We start from the raw sequence: 20,592 nt of genomic DNA, 5'->3' as shown, positions 1-20,592 counted from the left end.
TTGGTTTTTGGATTGATTTTTCGCAGGAAAATGACCGAGAAAGCGATAAAATGTAAGCTCATTCAATTTTTCACCGCACAGGCGGCCCTGTGAAAATTCAAATCGCACTAATAGGGCTTTGAATCGGACCGCCAAAGCGGCCATCAATCCAGGCGTTGGCATGCTCAATTACAGAATGCTCTTTATAAAGTTCTTCATCAACTATATGTTCGCCACCTTGATAGAGTTCCTCCGACTCTACCGCCCCACTACGTGGATTGGGTTTAACATTGGCAATGATCTCTTCTTTAGCACAGGCCAAGCGAAAACTGGCTGAGTCAAAGCCAAAGGATTCCTCTTGAAAGCTCATTCGAACGACTTTGGCACTCAAGGCAGGCTGGTTGTCTTTTTTTAGGTCCGTACTCAGGCTTTTGTCATACTTTCCCGTGTGCCAGCGCTGAAGTTGACCACCCCAAATTCCACCGAAATACATATACGTTTTACCATCAGTATCGGTAAATACAGCCGGATCGATGCTGTAGCTGCCGGGAATAGGAGCGGGCTCGGCTTTAAAAGGACCTGTTGGCGATTTGCTGGTAGCCACACCGATTCGGAAAACATCCTCCTTGTCCTTCACCGGGAAGTAGAGGTAATAGGTGCCATTTTTATAGGCGGCATCGGGCGCCCACATCTGCCGACCTGCCCAGGGCACCTCCTTGATGTCCAGCGCCACGCCGTGATCGATCACCTTTCCGTTGATGTTATCCATCGAAAAGACGTGGTAATCCCGCATGTTGAAGTGACCCCCTTCGTCATCCTGTGGCACGTTGGCTTCGATGTCGTGCGACGGGTAGATGTAAATCTTACCGTTAAATACATGGGCCGATGGGTCAGCCGTATAGATGTCGGTAACGAGTGGTTTAGGCTTAGTAGGGGCCGTTTGGCAAACCCCGATTTCAGCGCTGAGACAAAGCAAACTCAGGGCGGAAAGGGTGAATTTAGTTGAGATAAACATAGGGCGGGGGTTATTTTAAATAGCGATCAGCATAAATCAAAAAAGTCGGCCAGTTTGGGCCTGTCGTATGGCCACCACTGTGTTGGCGGAAGGCGATGTCACCATCGACTAGAGCCGTTTCGATGGGCGGAAATTCCATAGTCCCCAGGTCTTTCTTGCCCAGAAGTTTGTAAACCGGACCCGCGTAAGCACCGCCCAAAAACATCCCCTTGGCATCGACCCAATTGCCTTCAACTTTAGGCGAACCAGAGCTGATAAACACCGGACGGGGTGCGCACAGGGCAACCAGTTCGTGCGCATCGACGGGTAAATCATTGGGTGTTAATGGCCCCGCGTATTTAATGAAATTGCCTGCCATCCAATGGTATTCGGCCGAAGACGCCACATTCTCAACCTGCTCACCGAATTTACGCCGATGAATCTTAACACCCCCTTCGCCCGATGAACCGACAAACGCAATGGCCAAACGGGGCTCATACGCCATCGTCACGATGGTTGCTTTTCCGTATCGCGACAGTCCTTCTATGCCTACTTTTTTCGCATTTACAGCTTTGTCGGTTTCGAAATAGTCCAGTGCCCGACTGGCACCCCAGGCCCACGCTCGTAACGCACCCCAATCGTTGGGTTTGCGCGTTTGTCCTTTGTTGACTAATCCAATGATGCCTTTGGTTAACCCAGCTCCGTTGTCGGCCTGATAGCTCGTGGGATACAGAATTGCATAGCCCCAGCCTTTGGCCAATAACTGTTGCTGCCAGGTGGGTTCAGGCTTAGCCGCTTGTGTTGCCGAACCTGACGTTGTCGTTGTTGAAACAGGCATGCGAAATCCTGGTGGGAATCGGAATTCGTAGCTCATCATAACCGGAACACTGCTCGTCGCGTTAGCTGGAGTCGAAAGCGTCAGCTCGATATCCACATTTATCGACGGATAGGTCGAGTTATCCACATGTCCAACCAGATTTTTGGTGATAACTGGGAAATCGCCGTTCATCTCGCGGGTTTCACTGACCACTTTCCAGGTGACGTTGGGTACGTTCTTCGGAACACGGCCATACATCTCCCTATCAAAGTCTTCCACAATTTCGGGCCGACGTTTATTCCACCATTGTTTGGCGGTGGTTACCTTCTTCCCATTTTTCAAGATCAACGGATCGGGCAGACTCGTGTAAGGTGTAGCCTGCGATTCATCGACATTAGCCGCATTGGGTGCGCTCGGATTGCCCGATGGACCGGGACGTAATGAGCTAATGTTCAACTGTGCGAGCATCTTGGCATGATCGGCTGCCGATTCCTTTTGAATAATTGCCTGAGCAGCCATAAAGGCTCGTCTTGCCGAATCGGGTTCCTGAGCGAAAGTGCTCAGACTTATCAGGGCATAAACGATCAGAAGAAAGGCTGTCTTTTTCATGAGAGAAAAATTTGATAGCTGAGGGAGTAGTAAGGTTCGAGGCAGGCTAAAAATCGGTTGTAAAGGGCGATGCCGGCAGACCCTCCTTATTGTATAAATTGGCACCTTCGGGATTGTCAGCCCAGGCGTAACGTACTACAGTTGGTTCCGCAATCTGATCGTTCCAGACAACTACCTGATTGCCTTTTAGTCGAGCGTTAGCCCAAACAAAACGCTTGTCAGGACCGGCAATGGCAAACTGCTTTAACGCGCCCCCGCCTTTGGCCAGCAAGCCGCTTCCGACGTTAGAAAACGTGAGGATGATTTTATTCCCCTCCCGTTTCATCGACTGATAGAGAGGACCTGAGTAAACGACCTTCGTGTCGCTATAAGCCAATTTCTCGGCTGCTAAGGCAAGTCGTTTGCCAACGGTTTCTTTGTTCAATGGGTGAATGTCATTCCACTCACCCGCATCGGTAATGACGGCCATTGCCGTATTCGAAACCGAGAGCGTTTTGCGCTGAGCTTCCCGTAATTCGGCCCATTGACTCTCAACAGGTTGGGCGTTTGCCGGTAAGTAATTGGCTAACTGGACATAGAGAAATGGAAAATTGCCCGAAGTGGCTCCCGTCTGCTGCCAGTTGCGTCGCCAATCGGCAATTAAAGCCGGAAGGAGTTGGGTATAGTCGGAAGGGTGGGCTGTATTGGCCTCCCCCTGATACCAGAGAGCACCTTTGATTGTATAATGCACCAGCGGGGCAATCATCCCATTGAATAAACCACCGGGCTTGTACTGAAAAAAGGTCGTGCCGGGTAGGGGAGGCATCGTGGCACCCACCTGATACTGCCAGTTCCCTTTGAGGTCAATCGTCTGGCCGTCGGCAATGAGTTCGTAGCGTTTATCGGGGATGAAACCGCCTTTCCCGTTTGTATTGATCACTCGAACAACCAGCGTGTTTTTGCCCGCTTTGAGCAAATTAGCGGGTAGGTCGTAGCGCCGGGGTGGGTATTGGTAGCCAATGGTTCCAGCAAATACGCCGTTTATAAATACCGAATCGGCATCCACAATCCGGCCCAGAAATAATTTGGCGGGTTTATTCGTCATGCTGGCGGGTACATCGATTTCCTTTCGAAACCAGACGACCCCATTGCCCGGTGGCACACCCGCATCTTCCCAGAAACCCGGCAGTTGCATACTCGGCCAGTTCGATGCATCGTAAGCAGGATTAGCCCAGTTTTTTTCGCCTTGCCAGCCTTTATCCCGCTGGCGTAATTGGGTGTACCAGGCCCGAATGGCCGTCTGTTCGCTTTGCTGAATTCCCTTTACATAGGTGCTGTCTTTCACTTTTTCGGCCATCGCCAACTGTTCTGGAAAGGCTTTTAGAGCTTCTGCACTCAACCAGGCTTCCGCCGGAGTCCCACCAACGCTGGCGTTGATCAACCCGATAGGTACGTGGTATTTTTCGTACAGGTCTTTCGCGAAAAAGTAGGCGACGGCCGAAAAGCGCATCACGTTCTGGGGGCTAGCCGATTCCCATCGACCCGGTAATACATCCTCCAAGGGACCCTGAAAGTTGTAGCGCATGGGAACAAAAAAGTGCCGAATAGCCGGATAATTTGCCTGCGCAATTTCCGTGGCGTATCGTTCTTTAACCCGTTCCATCGGCAACACCATGTTCGATTGTCCTGAACAGAGCCAGACATCGCCAAAGAGTACATCATTCAGTGTCAGTTCATTACTGGCCTTAATTTGTATCTGATACGGTCCTCCGGCTTTCATGGGGGGCAATTGCAACTTCCATTTGCCATCCTGCCCGGTTATAGCCGTGCTGGTTTTGCTGTTAAGGGTTACGCTTACCGATTCGCCAGCTTTTGCCCAGCCCCATAGCGTGGCCGGTACATCCCGTTGCAACACCATTCCATCGCTAACCAAACGAGGAAGTTTGACTTGCCCAAAAGCTAGTTGACTGGCAAGTAGTAGGCCCAGATAGAGGATTGACAATCGATGTAGAACGTACGGTTTCATAGCCGGAACGAAACGTCAGGAAAGTTTAGGACGTTGGGATGACTCTCTGATAATCAGGTCGTAATTCAGTAGGATAGTGTTCGTAGCACTCAGTCGCAATAAACCATTCAGATGATTGATCAGGCTTTGTGCTGCGATTTCACCCATTTCCTGACCAGGGTAATGGATGGTTGTCAGGTTTGGGTCGATTACCAGCGAAACGGGGTCATTATTGAAACCAACTACGGCAATATCGTTGGGGACAGAAAAACCACTTTGTTTTAACGCACCTATGCAACTGACCGCGCAGAAATCGCTGGATATAAACAAACCGTCGGGCGGATTGGGCATTCGTTTGATGTAGGCAGCAACGTCAAGACCATCCTGACGGGTCAGATTGGTAACTCGTTCCAGCTCATCGCCACTCGGCAAGCCATGTTCGAGCAGCGCCAGTTTATAGCCCTTGAGTCTATCGGCATACACATTCCGCTTAAGACTACCCGAAACGTGCATGATCCGTTTACAGCCCTGCTGAATTAAATGAGTGGTCGCATCGTAACCCGCCTTCAGGTTATCAATAATGATGTTGGTGCAGTTTTTTTGTTGGACAACTCGGTCAAACAGAATGAGCGGGATGCCTTTTTTGAAAAAGGGGTTGAAGTGGTCGAGGTTCTCCGTATCTGATGCCAGCGATACCAGTAACCCATCCACCCGACTATCGAACATCGTTTTGGCATTCGTCACCTCTTTCTTTACCGATTCGAGCGACTGGCTGATAATCAGATTGTAACTGCTTTCGTTCACGACTTTCTCCATCCCCGCCAGCACCGTCGACATAAAGGAGCTATCCAGACGAGGGACAATAACGCCAATGGTATTCGTCCGTTGCCGTCGCAGATTACTGGCAAACAGGTTAGAACGATACCCCATTTCCAGGGCTTTACTGGTGATTAGCGTTTTGGTATTGCTATTGATGGCAGGATGATCGTTCAGCGCCCGACTCACCGTTGCTGGAGAGAGTTGCAACTGTTTCGCGATATCGTAGATAGTTACTTCCTTCTGCATGAGTTACGGTAGAATCGCGAGTGATTCTTCTGCAATCGGTTGATTTTATTGAAACAGCTACGTTAATTCTCTACGAATGTTGGAAGGGTGAAGGTGTAAAGAGCTTGATACTTCTAGAAATCCCCTTTAAAATCACCATAAAACCATTCGTTATTGCAATAATACAAAAAATATAAGATTAACTTATTGTTAGACGCTATTGCAATGTAACCGATTGCTTTTTGAGTTTAGGAGATAGAAATTCTATAGATGTACCATCGATATTCGTTTTGGGTAATGATACAGGAAGTGTTGATAGGTTTGTACAACGGAGTGCTACTCCGTTGAGCTGCCAGGCTAATTAGGGTAGTGAGTTGGCCTTCGGCCCAACGGAGTAGCACTCCGTTGTACAAACCCATCGGGGTCAGACAGTAAAAGTCAAAAAAAGCTCTCCGCTTGGTAGAGGAGAGCTTTTTCTATCAGTCACTTGTCTATCAAGCTAACAATTCCTTGATGGCAGACTGGGCTTTATCCGCCCCAAAACCGGCTAGGGCTTTTTCCATCGTTTGCTGAATCAAATCAGTACCCAGATTGCCAATGCTGCCTTCATGCGTATGATGTAATACACGGGGAGGGTGGTAGGTATGGTCGGCAATCTCTTTACCAACAATTCGGTAGGCTTCGCGGAAGGGAACGCCTTGTAATACCAACTCATTTACCCGCTCAACACTGAACAGCAGATCGTATTTGGGATCATTCAGCAGATTGGGCTTCACCTGAATGTGTTCGAGCATGAAATCGGTGATGTCCAGACAATCCAGAATTTCGTCGAAGGCAGGCATCAGAATTTCTTTTAGCAACTGCATATCGCGGTGATAGCCCGATGGTAAATTGCTCATTACGAGCGTTACTTCCATCGGCAGGGCTTTCATGCGGTTGGTCTTGGCGCGTAGGAGTTCGGCAACGTCCGGGTTTTTCTTATGTGGCATAATGCTACTTCCCGTTGTTAGGGCGTCGGGCAGCGTAAGAAAACCGAAGTTCTGGCTGTTGTAGAGGCAGATATCCATTGCCATCCGCGAGATCGTAGCGGCTACGGCAGCTAGCGCGGTTAGTGCCGTTTGCTCGGTTTTACCCCGGCTCATTTGGGCATAAACCACATTGACGTGCATACCTTCAAATCCGAGCAATTCCGTTGTAAGCGAGCGATTTAGCGGGAATGATGAGCCATAACCTGCTCCTGAACCAAGCGGATTTCGATTGGCAAGTCGGTAGGCTGTTTGAAGGGTCAGCATATCATCGGCGAGGGCTTCAGCATAAGCGCCAAACCATAACCCGAACGACGATGGCATGGCAATTTGCAGGTGTGTATAGCCCGGCAGTAGATCATCTTTGTGTTGTTCTGACCGACTCACTAAGCGGTCGAACACGCGCTGAACGCTCTCGGCCACTTGCCAGAGTCGGTCGCGGGTGAAGAGTTTCATATCGACCAACACCTGATCGTTGCGTGACCGACCCGAGTGAATTTTCTTGCCCGTATCGCCTAATGCCCTGGTGAGCATTAGTTCTACCTGCGAGTGTACGTCTTCAACACCCTCTTCGATAACAAACTGCCCGTCTTCAATTTGCTGGTAGATTTTCTTCAATTCAACCGTCAGCTGACTTAATTCCTCACTGGTTAGCAGGTTAATGGTCTCGAGCATCTGCGCATGAGCGAGGTTGCCCAACACGTCGAACGGAGCGAGGTAAAGATCCATTTCACGGTCGCGCCCGACGGTGAAGCGTTCAATTTGATCGGCGGTCGTAACGCCTTCTTTTTGCCAGAGTTTCAAAGCGAAAGTGCGAAAGAGTGAAAGAGCGAAAGCTAAATCCGCTCATTAACGCCTGCAAAGGTCGTAAAGAAAGTCGATTAGGGTTATATCAACAGTCGAACAAGTTGACTCTGTAGTTGAATGTTATTCGCCAGCGCCTTTCAAGTAGGGAGAAACCGACTGTTGAAGAATGTCGATTAACTCGGGGTCCATAAAGAGGTAATGGTCTGGAATATCCAGAACGATAATCTGTCTGTCTTCGATTTCTACAGAAAAGCGTTCAAGCAATCGTTGCTTGTGTCGTTTTTCCATAACGAAAATTAGATCGGCCCATTGGATGAGCTTAGCCGTCACCTTAATCCGCGCAGACGATGATGTTCCTGCCGATCTGACTTGATGGTTTTGGTGATTTTTGTACAGTGTTTCAGCCGTTGGACTGCGCCACTGATTCCGGCTACAAACGAAAAGTATGTTCACAATAACGTTTTACAAAAGTAGGTGCCATCACTGAGCGGAACGAGCGAACCGTAATGTGATTCAATACGACACCCGTCAAATAGAAAGTTAATTCGTAGGGCCATCTTTTCTATCAATAGCCTGACTATCACGGGTGTTTTTCTGAACAGCTATTGCACCAAATAAACCCAATAGAAAAGCAAAGGCGTAAAACCCTTTTTCGCTTGGTAAGAGAGTTGCATTCCACAGACCAACAATTAATAGTGTGATTGATAAAATTGTTGAAAACCAGCTAAGACCGTAGTATATGTCTGTTACTGGTATTCCTTCTAATCGGTCCCTAACACTTTTTTGTACTGATACTACCGAGAAAAGGCCATACATCAATACTGTAAAATAGTAGCCTTTTTCATCGAGAAGCATTTCAGACCTCCAAAGTCCAACTAAGTACCCTGCCATACCTACTCCTAGAGCAACCCAGGAAGCTCCAATAAATGCAGCGGATGGTTTTTGATTCATGATTTATTTATGTTGATTGTATTGATAAAAAATACCCGTGTCAAAAGGTGTCCATAGGCAAGCTAATTGCTCACAGCTTTTTAGTCCATTGTTTGCCCATGTATTGCATGTATGGAATAAACTGTAACTGCCAGTCGCTTCATAAAAGGTATCATTGATACCATAATTAGCATGCGATTTTATGTTAATCAGATGTCCGTTTGCATCTAAACGAAAACTGCTTTTTATGTAATGGATAAGTTTTATGTATTGCTCTTTCGATAGCTTAATTTTTACGCAATCTTTACCTTCTATCATAGTTGTATAGAAAGTTGCGTGAATGGCTGTGGAGCCTAATGCAAAAGCTGCTTTGAATGCTGTACTGAATTTTAAATCTGCCCAGGTAGGCGTTTCAAGATAAAATCCTTTATCGCCCCAGCCTAAAGCAACATATTGGAATAAAGTGTCTTTGCTGACTGTATTCTCAAATTTTATCTCATCACTCCAATCAATTTGATTATTTTTAATTGGCATTACGAGGTCTGTATGCACTCCATTTGTAAGAATATAAATTGATACATCATTTGTACCTGAATCCTTCTTATTGACACTAACTCTTGAAAATAAATAAGCTGAAAGTAAATATGTACTGATTAAAATCGTAACTATTAATAGTAAAGCTCCAATAGATTTTAGTAGCCTATAAACACTTTTTAACATAGTGCCATGATCTTTTAAGAAGATATGTTTTGTTGAATTTGGGAGGACGTCGAGGTATGGGCTGCAAGATTGAAAATATATCCCGTAAAGTCAAAATATAATAAAAAATGACTACTTGCATGTATTTTTATTATTGATATGTTAGCCTTCTACCCAGCCACCAAAACCCACCTGCCGATACTAGGCTAATAGCCGCCAGAGCTAACCAGTGTGTTGAGAAACCAAAATTGGTCACCATCACTGACCCAAAGGCTGGAGCAGTAGTCTGAGCAAGCGCGCCACCCATTGAATATAAGGCTAAGTATTGACCTCGGGTTGCCGGACTGGATCGTTCAACGGTGAACGACTGGATAAAGGGCATAGCCATCATTTCGCTAAGCGTACCCAAAAGGATAAATAACAGGGCGACTTGTAAGCCGGAGAGCAGACCATTGGTGGGTATTGTCAGTGCGACGTACGAAATCGAAGTCAGGATAACGCCCGCGATAATCAGTTTAATTTTCGACCGTTTCTGCTGCTCAAGGCTATACACTAACGCCATTTCAACAACCACAATGATGATACCGTTGAGCGCCATTAAGCCGCCAATCAGACGCTCGCTCATGCGGAAGACTTCTTTCAAAAACAGCGGCACAATTGAAAATAGCTGCATGAATACCATAAAATACAGCGCAGCGCAGACAACGAAACCAACGAATACGGTATCGCGGTAAGGCGATTGACTGATTGAATCGGTGTCCGTCGCGCGTGTTGGCTCCAATTGAGGGTTGGTCTTATCGCGAATTTCCGGAACGGGCAAATACAGCCATAATACCAGACTGGCTACCAGACAGGTTAATCCATCGGCCCAGAAAAGGAGGCTGTAATTGATACTGGCTAACCAGCCACCCAGGCCGCCACCAACTGCCCAGCCGAGATTGATGGCCAGTCGGTTAAGGGAAAATGCACGCGTACGGGTTTCCGGGTCCGAATAGTGGGCAATAGCGGCCTGATTGGCGGGTCGGAACGCATCGCCAAACAACGTGAAAACGAATACACTGCCGCAGAGCGCGTAAAAATTTGTAACAAATTGAAGCAACACTAAAGCCATGCCGCCAAACATCAGGCTGACTAGCTGGATGTAGTAAAAGCCAAATCGATCGGTTAGGCGCCCACCGAGGAAAGTACCAACAAAGGCTCCGGCACCATAAATGGCCATCACAATGCCTGTATTTGTGACCGAAAAGTGGAGATATTGGGTGAGATAAAGCGTCATAAACGGCAAGACCATCGTGCCGCAACGATTAATGAGCATGACTCCTGCCAGCAGCCATACCGATGGCGACAAGCCCCGGTAAGCCCGTTGATAAAGATGAAGCGTTTGCTGAATCATGACCGCAAGGTACGACGAAACAGCCTGTTCGACGCTTGTATGTTTACCGTATGGTTCGTCTGCGAGCGTCTGCATCTTCGCCCGGTTTGACAAAGATTTTTGGATCGGTAATGAGTGGTCGGTGCTCTTCGAGGAACGCCTTGAGGAGTCGGATTTCTTCCAACTGCTTGTCGATTGGATGCGTTAAAGGATAACTCTCAACGTAAACATCACTAAAATCGGTGATTACGTACTCCATGAGTTTTATGCCTTTCCGCTTGAGTGCGTGGAGGTACAAATTCTGATGGTTGTGCACAAAACGACCCGGTTGGTAGGAAGCCGTTGTTTTCAGATCCACCGCCTTGAATTTACCGATCAAATCGACGTACCCGTAAAATAGCACATCCTCAATTTCCAACTGGCAATATACCTGCGTCTCGACAATGGGGCGGGGGAGAAGCTTACGTACTTTTTTGACAATCTCGGGGTCGAATCGCTCTTCATTTGTGCCTTTGACGATAGCTTCTTCAAACGAGATACCCCGCTCCTGAGCCGCCGTAGTTGGTGTTGGAACCCGGTTAATTGAATCGATCAACTCCTGAATCGACAGGTGCCCGCCGTTTAAATAACGGGAGAACACGTTGAGTAGCGAGGGATAGAAGCGGTAGTTTATCATTGGTTTACGGTATTCGGTTTATGGTATTCGATATGTAGTGATGAATCACCGTAAACTACAAACCGAATACCATAAACTTAGTTTTTCACCACCAGCAACACGCCTGCGATAATCAGCCCGACACCAAGCAAACGCCAGCTGTTGGCGGGGTGAATTGAAAAGCCCATCAATCCGTAATGATCCAGTATAAGGGCGGCTACTAATTGTCCGGCTACGCTCAAACTTACCATATTGGCGGTTCCTATTTTCTGGACGCTAACGATAACGGTGATCATGTAAATCGCGCCCATAATACCTCCTGTCCATTTCCACCAGCTTATCTGTTTGATGGTTTCAAATGGAGGTATTGATCCACCTGTAGCCAGAAACATCAATACCAGCACCATAAAGCCGGAACCGAATGAAACGATGGCCGCTAGAATAGGATTGCTCATCGCCTGTCGCAAATTGGCATTAACGCCAGCCTGAACTGTAATGGCCAGGCCCACAATAAACGCAAGTACTAAATAGATGTAGTTCATGATTACAAAGGTAGGCAACGGGAACCCGCAACCTCACGCTTTATCCTGATTTTCAAGAGTGTGTATATTTTGTTAAAATGTATTACATTTCGTAGCTTGCCGATTATCCTTGCCTAAACTCTTCAATCTTATATGTTTATCATTACCTACTATCCCGTAGCTGTTGTTGTCTGCTTTCTGACAATGCTTTGCTGGGGTTCCTGGGCCAATACGCAGAAACTGGCTACCCAATCAGTACCTACTACTATTTTCTATCGCGATTACACGTACGGTATTTTATTGTTGAGTCTGGTTTTGGCCTTCACATTTGGTAGTATTGGCGAAGCCGGACGGTCGTTTCTACCAGATATTAAACAGGGTGATACGCAAAGTCTGTTATATGCCCTGATAGGTGGCTTCGTTTTTAATATCGCTAATATCCTTATCGTTGTCGGTATTGAACTGGCCGGTTTGTCCGTCGCTATGCCCGTTGGGATTGGACTGGCTCTCATTTTGGGAGTTATTGTCAATTACGGATCGTCGCCTGTAAGCAGTGTAGGTCTGTTAGCGGGGGGCGTTTTTGCCATATTTCTGGCAGTCGTGTTTAGTGCGTTGGCTTACCGGGCTAAAGCCACCACCGATTCGTCGGTCAGTATGCAGGGGTTGGTCATCACCTTGGTGGGTGGGTTCCTGATGAGTTTCTTCTTTTATTTCGTGGCTAAATCCATGACAACGGATTTTAGTAATCCGGCACCGGGACTGCTCACCCCCTACACAGCCTTAGTCTTGTTCGCCATTGGGGTGGTTGTCAGTACCCCATTATTCATTCCCGTATTGCGTCGATTTGCGAGTAAACCTGCCGACGGCGAGATCTTCTATAGCGACGTAAGTCGACGTAACCACCGGATCGGGATGCTAGGTGGTATGGTATGGTGTTTGGGCATGGCGTCGAGTTTATTGGCTTCGGGCGCAGCTGGCTATGCTATCAGTTATGGATTGGGCCAGGGAGCCACGATCATTGCTGTGCTGTGGGGTGTTTTTATCTGGCAGGAATTTCTCGGAGCGCCCGCTCTGTCAAACCGCTATCTGATGCTCATGGGCTTGTGTTATGTGCTGGGTTTAGTGCTAATTATTTCGGCCAAGTAGCGTTCGTTATCAGGAACATCGTATAATAGTCGATTGCGTATCCTCGATCTTTGTCCTCGCCTATCTTTTGAGGATGTTCGAAACTCCGTTAGGAGTGGCCTGTTAATAGAAAACAATGTATCAGCTATAACCCTAAGCGCCGTAGGTGCGACCGATATGGACAGAATTAGGTCGCACCTACGGCGCTTATAGCCCTTAATAAGCGAGAATAACTATTGACAGGACGCCCTCATAGGGCTGATTGGACTATGCCAGAAACCTCGTTAAGCTGATGGACTATCCGTTAGGTTTTAAGAAACCTAACGTGTCAGTTTTGAGAAACTGACACCACCACAGCCAGCCAAATCCTTAGTCATCAGGCTAGGGTGTTCTCCCGAGGATATACAGCTAACTCTTGGATTACCTTCTCGCCGACGTCAGTTCATCCCGCTCAATCTAAACTTTATCCTATCAATTCAAGGGTTTATCAAAAAAAAAGAACCTCGGCTGCTGCATGCAATTTACTTTTACTACTAGTAAGACACTGATTATAGACCAGTTATAGCGTATGCATCCTATCTGTCAATTGGGTCAATCTGTTCAGGTTAGGTCATGGACATTGGCCGTCGTGTTTCTGTTACTTTCCATGGTGGGATTTGCTCAGAAACTAGACTATTCTGTAGCCGCCGAAGGTCAGAAATTGTACATGGCCACCTGCAATAATTGCCACAAGGCCGAAGCTGGGGTAGGTGCTCCAGGCTATTTCATTTTAGCTCAGATGCCGCCAAGGGCCATTCTGGCTGCTCTGGAAACGGGTAAAATGCGCGAGCAAGCCAAAGAACTAACCACGGATCAGCGGAAAGCCATTGCCCAATGGTTGGCAAGTAAATCCTTAAAAGATAACCCTATACCTCAGGAAGCCTATGGGCAATTTACCCTTCCTTCAACGAAAAGTGGATTGATACATCACTCGGGTTGGGGTGGTAATCTGGAAGGAACCGGTTATCGGTCGGCACAGCAGGCGGGTATTTCGCCCGAAACCGTTGGACGTCTGAAACTAAAATGGGCTTTTGCTTTTCCGGATGTGAGTCAGGTGAGGAGTAAACCCGCTATTGTGGGCGACTGGTTGATTATTGGTACGCACTTTGGCGAGGTGTACAGCATTCATAAACAGACCGGGAAAATTGGCTGGCGTTTTCTGGCGAAAGCGGCCGTTCGGGGAGCCATTTCGGTGGTGCAGAACAACGAAGGAATACGCGCTTTTTTTGCCGACAACAATACAAATGCGTATGCCATTGATGTAAAAACTGGAAACTTACTCTGGGAGAGCAAAGCCGGGAAACATCCTCAATCGGGTAATACCGGTTCGGTGGCCGTTTACGACAATATAGTGTATGTTCCGTTGACGTCTAACGAGGTTGTCTCGGTTTTGGATCCGACTTATCCGTGCTGTTCGTCGTCGGGTGAAATTGTCGCGTTGGATGCTCGTTCGGGTAAAGAAATCTGGCGGCATCGGGTCATTGCGGAGGAAGCGAAGGAAGTAGGCAAAAAGAAGAATGGAGCACCGTTTTATGGTCCATCGGGAGCGATTGTCTGGAGCAGCCCCACCATCGACACAAAGCGCGGCCTGCTTTATTTCGGTACGGGTGAGAATTACACCAGTCCCGCTACAACGACCAGCGATGCTATTCAGGCATTGAATCTGAAAACCGGGAAGCTAGTCTGGTCGTTTCAGTCGACCAAAGATGATACCTGGAATCTGGCCTGTCCTGGAAACCCCAACTGCCCCGAAAAAGTAGGCCCTGATTTTGATTTCGGTATGGCGCCTATCCTGACCAAATTACCATCAGGAAAAGAAATCCTGTTGGTTGGGCAAAAAGCCGGGATTGTTTACGGCCTATCTCCCGATAACGGGAAAGTCATTTGGCAAACCCGGATTGGGCGAGGTGGGGCGCTGGGGGGCATTCACTGGGGCATGGCAACGGATGGAAGATACGTGTATGCCGCCAATGCCGACAATAAGTTTGGCATAAACCCCAAAATCGATTCACTGATCAAGCCGGAACCGGGCCTGTTTGCGCTGGATGCCACAACAGGAAAGATTATCTGGAAAACGGTCGCACCAGCCTGCGAAGGCAAGAAAGGCTGCATTGAAGCCAACTCGGCTGCGCCAACGGTCATTCCCGGACTGGTATTTGCTGGAGCACTGGATGGCCATATCCGTGCTTATTCGACAACGGATGGTAAAGTTTTGTGGGACTACGATACGGTAAAGGAGTATCAGGCCGTGAATGGGATTGCAGGAAAAGGGGGATCAATTGACGGGTCGGCGCCGGTTGTGGCCGATGGGATGGTATTCGTCAATTCCGGTTATGGCCTCTTTGGCGAACTCCCCGGAAATGTTTTGCTGGCTTTCGAAATCGAAAAGTAAGTTTCGGGAGCATAGGCGTATAAGCAGGTGGGTTCACGAATGTAGATTTTGATTTAGGTACGTATATTTCGGGCTATTTTTGAGGAAACGATCGCCTGATTATGAAATATGTCTTTTGCCTGACGGGTTTGCTCTCGCTGCTCGCACTTAGTCTTTTTTCGTTCAAAAAAGAAACCGCAGTACGACCGAACATCCTGTTTATTCTGGCCGATGACTGGAGCTACCCCTATGCGAGTATATACGGCGATAAAACAATCAAGACACCTAACCTCGATAAACTAGCCCAACATGGCACCGTTTTTACGAATGCCTATTGCGCTTCACCTTCCTGTACTCCTTCGCGGGCGGCTATGCTTACAGGCCGATACCCGCATAATCTCGGCGAAGGGGTAAACCTGTGTGGCCGACTCGATTATAGTATTCCCACTTACGTTCAACTGCTCGAAAAAGAAGGCTATTCGGTGGCGTTTGACCGGAAGGGTTGGGCACCGGGCGATTATATGAAAATGGGTTATACCCAAAATCCGGCGGGCGATTCGGCTAAGCTAGGATTCGGGCCATTTCTGGATAAGCTGCCCAAAGGAAAACCTTTCTTTTTCTGGTTTGGTACCAACGATCCTCACCGCCCTTTCGATTTGGGAAATGGTAAGAAAGCCGGAATCGATCCGTCAAAAATTCACCTGCCTAAATTCCTGCCCGACGTGCCCGAAGTTAGAGGTGACGTCGCCGATTATCTGTCGGAAGTAGAGCGGCTCGATCGTGAGATTGGCGATTTACTGAAGAAACTGGAAACTTCGGGCCAATTGGAGAACACCATCATTGTGGTGGCTTCTGACAACGGGATGCCGTTTCCGCATGCCAAAGCAAATCTGTATGATTACGGAACCCGAGTGCCGCTCCTGATTAGCCGTTTTTCTAAGCCGCTAAACCAACCGAAACGCAACGATTCGTTTGTCAACCTGATCGATTTGATGCCTACTTTTCTGGATTGGGGTGGGATCAAACAACGTCCTGTCGTTGATGGCATTAGTTTATTGCCCGTATTGAATGGGCAAAAAACAGTTCATCGGTCCGAAGTTTTTCTGGAACGTGAGCGCCATTGTCTGTGCCGTGCTGAGTTGGATTCGGGTGCAGGCTATCCCATGCGCGCTATCCGCACCAAAGAGTATCTGTACATCCGTAACTTCCGACCCAATCGCATGCCCGCTGGCGATGAAACCATTCCGAATACGCCGTCTATTTTTGGCGATGTGGATGGTGGCCCCACCAAAATATACATGATGGATCACCGGAACGACCCTGCTATAAAGCCTCTGTTTGTCATGGGTTTTGAAAAACGCCCCGCAGAAGAATTATATGTCCTGAAAGATGATCCGTACAACCTGCACAACAAGGTAAAGGATGCGGCCTTAGCGCAAACTAAAAACGCATTGCGGAAGCGCTTAGACAAATGGATGCAGGATGAAAATGACCCTCGCCAGAAAGGTGGTGGCGATCAGATCGACAAGTACGAGTCGACCACGCATGCCTGGATAACCCGCGACGGTATTATTTTCTGGGATAAATAAGGAGCGTTTTTGTCATTCTGACGAAGGAAGGATCTTAACGCATCTTCACTCGCAGGTAAGTAAATATTAAGGTTCTTCCTTCGTCAGAATGACAAAAAACGCTCCAAGGCAATAGTAAACGGATTCATAGTTTCCCGAACGGATTAAAGAAGCATTTAGAAATACAGGGCGCTACTGTAACCAATAGAAAACAAGTTAATATTGCGTTGAAATTTAGTGCTCAAGCTTTTCACTCGTTCTTTTGCAACGTAAACAGGCTTTTGGGTGTAAAGACTATAGACAACGGTTGTTGGGTCCTTTACAACGATGACGAACGTTTTGTACTCCTACCATCAATTGTCTACAAAAAACCATTTTCATCTTATGCGTAAGTTATTCTTACTTTTTCTCTTACAAATTTCCTTTGCCGGGTTTGCCCAAAAGAAACCATTTAAAGTGACTATTGCTGGCGGATTTTCAGATCCAACATACCGGGCACCCAAAACCGATTTCGCGAAAGCGGGCTTCGTTTATAGCCTTGAGCCGCAATACGAACTCGATAAGTTTATCAAAAACCTTGACCTCGGTTTTCGGCTTGAGCAGGCATTTGTTCAGCGCACGGAATACCTTGATAATAATCTTTCGTTTCCAACCCAAACGAAATCGATTATGTCAGGGGTGTTGACCGCTAATTACGTGGTCAATACGGGCTCTGCGCTTAAACCTTATATTGGAGCTGGGATCGGACTTTATTATGCTGAAAAAAGTACGCCCATTTATAATTCCATTTCGTATCCATTACCCGTCACGGCTAACCTGGGCGGAATGGGGAGACTTGGCATTAAGTATAAAATTTGGCATCTGGAAGCGGCCTACAACCTCGTTGGCGATACCAGTGTTAAGACCGCTACCTCCGGTCTGACCATGACAGCCGATAATTCGTACTTAACCGTAAAAGCGGGTCTTACGATTGCGGGCAACCGATAAAATGGTTTCTTTTTGACAGGATTTACAGGATAAAACAGGATTTAACCAACGTACAAATCCTGTTTTATCCAGTAAATCCTGTCAAAAAAATTATTTACTGTCCAATAACAACAGAAACATCTCGGCTGCGTGCCAGGCATGGGGAAAAGCCAGTTTCTGCTTCACAAATTCTTTATCCAATACAGTCAGGCCAGGATAGTGAGCTGAGCTAGATTGCTGTTCCCAGCTCAGCGGATAATCAAGGTTGCCAACTATAGCTCGTTTTTCGGAAACGCCAGATTGGTTATAGAAATGATCCTCGGCCCAGGCTAAATAAGGGCGATTGGCCGCTAAGCGTTCGTCGAATTTAGTGGGAGTGACAGCCTCAGTTGCCGAATTCCACCAACAGAGGGAAGCATAACTGTCGTATTGTTTTGGAAGGACATACGGATCAGGCAGCCCAAGCGATTTTAACCCATATTTGAGCCAATTGGTCTGGAAAACTGGGTGTTCGGCATTGTCCGTTTTACCGATGATGTACGTGTCCTTTTGAAAGTTCCTGACAGAATCCCGCACCATCTGCACCACGGGATGACTTTTATCGGCTACTAACGAGGTCAGAAATAAGACTTCGCCCAGATTATCTGTTTCCGGAATTCCGTGATTGTTGCGATCGAATGGATCACGAATCGCCATGATCCAATCGTTGATGAGCGAGAGATTATTGGTCTCCCGCATCACCATAGCCATTAATGCCGCATCACGATACCAGGGTTTAAGATAGACCAGAAAGTTGGGAGTCGGCCGCCCGTTGATCACATTGATAAGAACTTCCTGATGCAGCACCCGCAGTATTGGCCCGTACGGATGATCGGCAAAGTGGGGCAATAGCAATCGACTGCGAGTACCAGGAATAAGCCTGGGTCGTTTGCCTGTCTGTAAGAGCCACACACCCGTTTCATCTTCGCGAATCTGTATGGTTTGCCCATCGGCCAGCGTCAATTGCACCAGATATTCGGAGGGGACGATAATCTCCTCTTTCACATGCCATTGTTCTTCAATATTGCCCGTTAGTGCGTTCAGCAGCCGCCCTTTTCGGTAGATCAGTTTTAAGCGATCGCCCATGCCAAAAAGGAAAAACTTCAGATCGGGCAGTTCGCGACGATTTGGATAGTGCTGTCGGAGCTTAGCCAGATTTTGCTGATACGTCGTTAAGGCACCGGCAGGATCGGCATGAAGCGAAGGTGGAATCGGTTTCTGGGCCGAAGCTGACAGGGTCAGTAACAGAAGAAAAAAGAACCAATGGCGGGACATGAGGTGGCATAATGTATATTGTTTGTTTTATATGCCATATCTTGGAGATATGGCATATAAAACAAACAATCAATGGAGCTTTGAGGGAACTGGCTTATCGCTGTAAACGAGTAATTCACCCATGCGCACGATGTGTTCCGCATCCGGATTCAATACCTTTAGGCGTACGTTATGTTTGCCTTTAGGAAGCTGGTAACGCCAGAACAGTTCATGCCGACGGTGGGTAAAATCGACGGGTAGTTTGGCCGTTTCGATTTTCTGGCCATCAATGTATAGCTCAACGTTGAAGGCGAAGTCGCTTTTATAATCCCATGCGTTGCGCGATTTAGGCTTCGCTTCACCTTTGAGAACAAAGCCCGTACCATCGAAATCGAAGCTATACTCGCCGTCTATTTCTTTGTGAATCCCTCGCGCCAGCACGGGATAATGCCCTGTAAAGGCTTGTTCCAATCGCACGGCTTTGGGTGTTTGGAGGGCAAGCGTAACCTGATCTCCGTTGATTTTGCCGCCGTTCCGCTCCACAACTTGCAGGGCGTGCTTCATGCTCATGGCATACACATCGTTGAGCGACATGGTCGTGTATTTGAAGTCAATATCTTCGGCTTCTTTCAAGCCCTGTTTCCAATAGGCCGGAATGTGATCGTAGCCCAGCATAGTGCCCAGAATGCCACCGGCTGAAGCTGGATTACAGTCGGAATCCTGACCGGCACGTGTACTGATTTCCATCGTTTTCGTGAAATCACCGCCCCCGTACAGAAGTCCCAGGACAATATAGGCCGAGTTTATTTTGGCGTCGATGTTAAAGGAGTGAAACACGCCATCGGGACAGCCAATGTCGTCGGACCATTTTCGTTCGATCTCGAACCAGTTGCGTTTCCAGTCGTTCGGAAATTGATCGTGCCATTTAATGACATCGGCAATACATTGATAAAATGTACTCTGAGCGGGAATGGTTTTTAAAGCCTCCTTCACAATGTAATTCACATCTTTAGAGACAAACGCCAGCGAGTACATAGCACCCACGTACGCACCACCATACCAGCCATCGCCATAGTTCATGATGTGGCCAATTGAATCACCAATTTTCACCGCTGTGTTGGGCATGCCGGGAGCCATCAGTCCCGAAAAATCCGCTTCGATCTGGAAATCAATGTCATCGGCATGAGGATTGTTGAGCCAGTGCCCTGAAGCGGGCGCTTTCATCCCATTCAAAATATTATATCGACCCGCCTGGTTCGCGTGCCAGAGCATGTAATCAGCTTTTGCGTACGCATTGGCATGTTCGGCAATGGGCGCGTCAAGCCCCTTTTTCTCAAAAACATCCACGAACGTCAGGTCCATATACAGGTCGTCGTACAGGCCTGGGTTGTCGGTCATGGTTTTCTTGATATAGCCGTCGTACCACGGAATGGGCTGGTAAGCGTTGATCATCGTGCCCGTAAATCGAAACTCGGTCGGCCCACCGAACGTGCAACCGATAACCTGACCTGCCCAGCCGCCTTTTATTTTATCCTGAAGCATGGTTTTGGAAAGCGTCACAGTAGCGGGTGCTCCTGTTTTGGCAGGGGGAATCGTGGCTGACAAGACTAGTGTAAGTATAGAGAGGGAAAGGAGTTTCATTGAAATGATTTGGTTTGGGGGTTGGGGTTAATTAGTGGCATTCGTGGTGGCAGGTTCTTAAACCTGCCACTAGCGAGGTTTCTTAAAACCGAGTGTTATAGTTAATTAGGTTTTGAGAAACCTGCGAATGTCGGGTTGAAGAACCCGACACCA

The 20,592-nt window shown here is 47.7% G+C and carries 17 protein-coding genes; 4 read left to right on the top strand and 13 right to left on the bottom strand.

Annotation, left to right across the window (positions count from 1 at the left end):
* Nucleotides 1-97 precede the first annotated feature (97 nt).
* The 11 genes from H3H32_RS23725 to H3H32_RS23675 form a co-directional block, all read right to left on the bottom strand.
* Nucleotides 98-994: a family 43 glycosylhydrolase gene (locus tag H3H32_RS23725; RefSeq protein WP_240543474.1), complete on the bottom strand. Its 897-nt coding sequence runs from the start codon at nucleotides 992-994 to the stop codon at nucleotides 98-100.
* Nucleotides 995-1,004: 10 nt separating this feature from the next.
* Complete coding sequence (locus tag H3H32_RS23720) at nucleotides 1,005-2,399, bottom strand: glucuronyl esterase domain-containing protein (RefSeq protein ID WP_182458081.1); 1,395 nt, start codon at nucleotides 2,397-2,399, stop codon at nucleotides 1,005-1,007.
* 46 nt (nucleotides 2,400-2,445) lie between these two features.
* On the bottom strand, nucleotides 2,446-4,404 hold the full coding sequence (locus tag H3H32_RS23715; RefSeq protein ID WP_182458080.1) for a sialate O-acetylesterase: 1,959 nt from the start codon (nucleotides 4,402-4,404) through the stop codon (nucleotides 2,446-2,448).
* A 15-nt stretch (nucleotides 4,405-4,419) separates the two neighbouring features.
* Complete coding sequence (locus H3H32_RS23710) at nucleotides 4,420-5,448, bottom strand: LacI family DNA-binding transcriptional regulator (protein ID WP_182458079.1); 1,029 nt, start codon at nucleotides 5,446-5,448, stop codon at nucleotides 4,420-4,422.
* A 473-nt stretch (nucleotides 5,449-5,921) separates the two neighbouring features.
* On the bottom strand, nucleotides 5,922-7,256 hold the full coding sequence (gene argH, locus H3H32_RS23705; protein WP_182458078.1) for an argininosuccinate lyase: 1,335 nt from the start codon (nucleotides 7,254-7,256) through the stop codon (nucleotides 5,922-5,924).
* A gap of 123 nt (nucleotides 7,257-7,379) precedes the next feature.
* Entirely contained in the window at nucleotides 7,380-7,712 is a 333-nt protein-coding gene (locus tag H3H32_RS23700) for a low molecular weight protein tyrosine phosphatase family protein (RefSeq protein ID WP_182458077.1), read from the bottom strand.
* Nucleotides 7,713-7,799: 87 nt separating this feature from the next.
* On the bottom strand, nucleotides 7,800-8,210 hold the full coding sequence (gene yiaA / locus H3H32_RS23695; protein WP_182458076.1) for an inner membrane protein YiaA: 411 nt from the start codon (nucleotides 8,208-8,210) through the stop codon (nucleotides 7,800-7,802).
* A gap of 3 nt (nucleotides 8,211-8,213) precedes the next feature.
* Nucleotides 8,214-8,909 (bottom strand): TIGR02117 family protein, encoded by a 696-nt coding sequence (locus H3H32_RS23690; RefSeq protein WP_182458075.1) that lies wholly within the window; start codon nucleotides 8,907-8,909, stop codon nucleotides 8,214-8,216.
* Nucleotides 8,910-9,039: 130 nt separating this feature from the next.
* Nucleotides 9,040-10,281: an MDR family MFS transporter gene (locus H3H32_RS23685; RefSeq protein WP_182464462.1), complete on the bottom strand. Its 1,242-nt coding sequence runs from the start codon at nucleotides 10,279-10,281 to the stop codon at nucleotides 9,040-9,042.
* A 43-nt stretch (nucleotides 10,282-10,324) separates the two neighbouring features.
* On the bottom strand, nucleotides 10,325-10,936 hold the full coding sequence (locus H3H32_RS23680) for a hypothetical protein (RefSeq protein ID WP_182458074.1): 612 nt from the start codon (nucleotides 10,934-10,936) through the stop codon (nucleotides 10,325-10,327).
* Nucleotides 10,937-11,013: 77 nt separating this feature from the next.
* Nucleotides 11,014-11,457 (bottom strand): DMT family transporter, encoded by a 444-nt coding sequence (locus H3H32_RS23675; protein ID WP_182458073.1) that lies wholly within the window; start codon nucleotides 11,455-11,457, stop codon nucleotides 11,014-11,016.
* A 132-nt stretch (nucleotides 11,458-11,589) separates the two neighbouring features.
* On the opposite strand from H3H32_RS23675, the gene H3H32_RS23670 reads away from it, so the two are divergent.
* The 4 genes from H3H32_RS23670 to H3H32_RS23655 all read left to right on the top strand — a co-directional run bounded on the left by H3H32_RS23670 (nucleotide 11,590) and on the right by H3H32_RS23655 (nucleotide 17,526).
* Entirely contained in the window at nucleotides 11,590-12,582 is a 993-nt protein-coding gene (locus tag H3H32_RS23670; RefSeq protein WP_182458072.1) for a GRP family sugar transporter, read from the top strand.
* A 547-nt stretch (nucleotides 12,583-13,129) separates the two neighbouring features.
* A complete protein-coding gene (locus tag H3H32_RS23665; protein WP_182458071.1) occupies nucleotides 13,130-14,992 on the top strand; it encodes an outer membrane protein assembly factor BamB family protein in 1,863 nt (620 codons plus the stop codon).
* Between the two features lie 101 nt (nucleotides 14,993-15,093).
* Nucleotides 15,094-16,560 carry a sulfatase family protein gene (locus H3H32_RS23660; protein ID WP_182458070.1) on the top strand — a complete coding sequence of 489 codons (1,467 nt, stop codon included), beginning with the start codon at nucleotides 15,094-15,096 and terminating at the stop codon, nucleotides 16,558-16,560.
* A 363-nt stretch (nucleotides 16,561-16,923) separates the two neighbouring features.
* On the top strand, nucleotides 16,924-17,526 hold the full coding sequence (locus H3H32_RS23655; protein ID WP_182458069.1) for an outer membrane beta-barrel protein: 603 nt from the start codon (nucleotides 16,924-16,926) through the stop codon (nucleotides 17,524-17,526).
* Between the two features lie 90 nt (nucleotides 17,527-17,616).
* On the opposite strand, the gene H3H32_RS23650 is transcribed toward H3H32_RS23655, so the two are convergent.
* Nucleotides 17,617-18,819 carry a hypothetical protein gene (locus H3H32_RS23650; protein ID WP_182458068.1) on the bottom strand — a complete coding sequence of 401 codons (1,203 nt, stop codon included), beginning with the start codon at nucleotides 18,817-18,819 and terminating at the stop codon, nucleotides 17,617-17,619.
* Between the two features lie 69 nt (nucleotides 18,820-18,888).
* Nucleotides 18,889-20,439 (bottom strand): ADP-ribosylglycohydrolase family protein, encoded by a 1,551-nt coding sequence (locus H3H32_RS23645; RefSeq protein WP_182458067.1) that lies wholly within the window; start codon nucleotides 20,437-20,439, stop codon nucleotides 18,889-18,891.
* Between the last annotated feature and the right edge of the window lie 153 nt (nucleotides 20,440-20,592).

The sequence above is a fragment of the Spirosoma foliorum genome (assembly GCF_014117325.1).
Classification (GTDB): Bacteria; Bacteroidota; Bacteroidia; order Cytophagales; family Spirosomataceae; genus Spirosoma; species Spirosoma foliorum.
Note: the sequence above shows the minus strand (reverse complement) of the source record. Positions and strands in the feature narration are given on the sequence as shown.

Coding starts and splice junctions, on each gene's coding strand:
- H3H32_RS23725 (WP_240543474.1), bottom strand. CDS start 994: ATGTTTATCTCAACTAAATTCACCCTTTCCGCCCTGAGTTTGCTTTGT.
- H3H32_RS23720 (WP_182458081.1), bottom strand. CDS start 2,399: ATGAAAAAGACAGCCTTTCTTCTGATCGTTTATGCCCTGATAAGTCTG.
- H3H32_RS23715 (WP_182458080.1), bottom strand. CDS start 4,404: ATGAAACCGTACGTTCTACATCGATTGTCAATCCTCTATCTGGGCCTA.
- H3H32_RS23710 (WP_182458079.1), bottom strand. CDS start 5,448: ATGCAGAAGGAAGTAACTATCTACGATATCGCGAAACAGTTGCAACTC.
- yiaA (WP_182458076.1), bottom strand. CDS start 8,210: ATGAATCAAAAACCATCCGCTGCATTTATTGGAGCTTCCTGGGTTGCT.
- H3H32_RS23690 (WP_182458075.1), bottom strand. CDS start 8,909: ATGTTAAAAAGTGTTTATAGGCTACTAAAATCTATTGGAGCTTTACTA.
- H3H32_RS23685 (WP_182464462.1), bottom strand. CDS start 10,281: ATGATTCAGCAAACGCTTCATCTTTATCAACGGGCTTACCGGGGCTTG.
- H3H32_RS23680 (WP_182458074.1), bottom strand. CDS start 10,936: ATGATAAACTACCGCTTCTATCCCTCGCTACTCAACGTGTTCTCCCGT.
- H3H32_RS23675 (WP_182458073.1), bottom strand. CDS start 11,457: ATGAACTACATCTATTTAGTACTTGCGTTTATTGTGGGCCTGGCCATT.
- H3H32_RS23670 (WP_182458072.1), top strand. CDS start 11,590: ATGTTTATCATTACCTACTATCCCGTAGCTGTTGTTGTCTGCTTTCTG.
- H3H32_RS23665 (WP_182458071.1), top strand. CDS start 13,130: ATGCATCCTATCTGTCAATTGGGTCAATCTGTTCAGGTTAGGTCATGG.
- H3H32_RS23660 (WP_182458070.1), top strand. CDS start 15,094: ATGAAATATGTCTTTTGCCTGACGGGTTTGCTCTCGCTGCTCGCACTT.
- H3H32_RS23655 (WP_182458069.1), top strand. CDS start 16,924: ATGCGTAAGTTATTCTTACTTTTTCTCTTACAAATTTCCTTTGCCGGG.
- H3H32_RS23650 (WP_182458068.1), bottom strand. CDS start 18,819: ATGTCCCGCCATTGGTTCTTTTTTCTTCTGTTACTGACCCTGTCAGCT.
- H3H32_RS23645 (WP_182458067.1), bottom strand. CDS start 20,439: ATGAAACTCCTTTCCCTCTCTATACTTACACTAGTCTTGTCAGCCACG.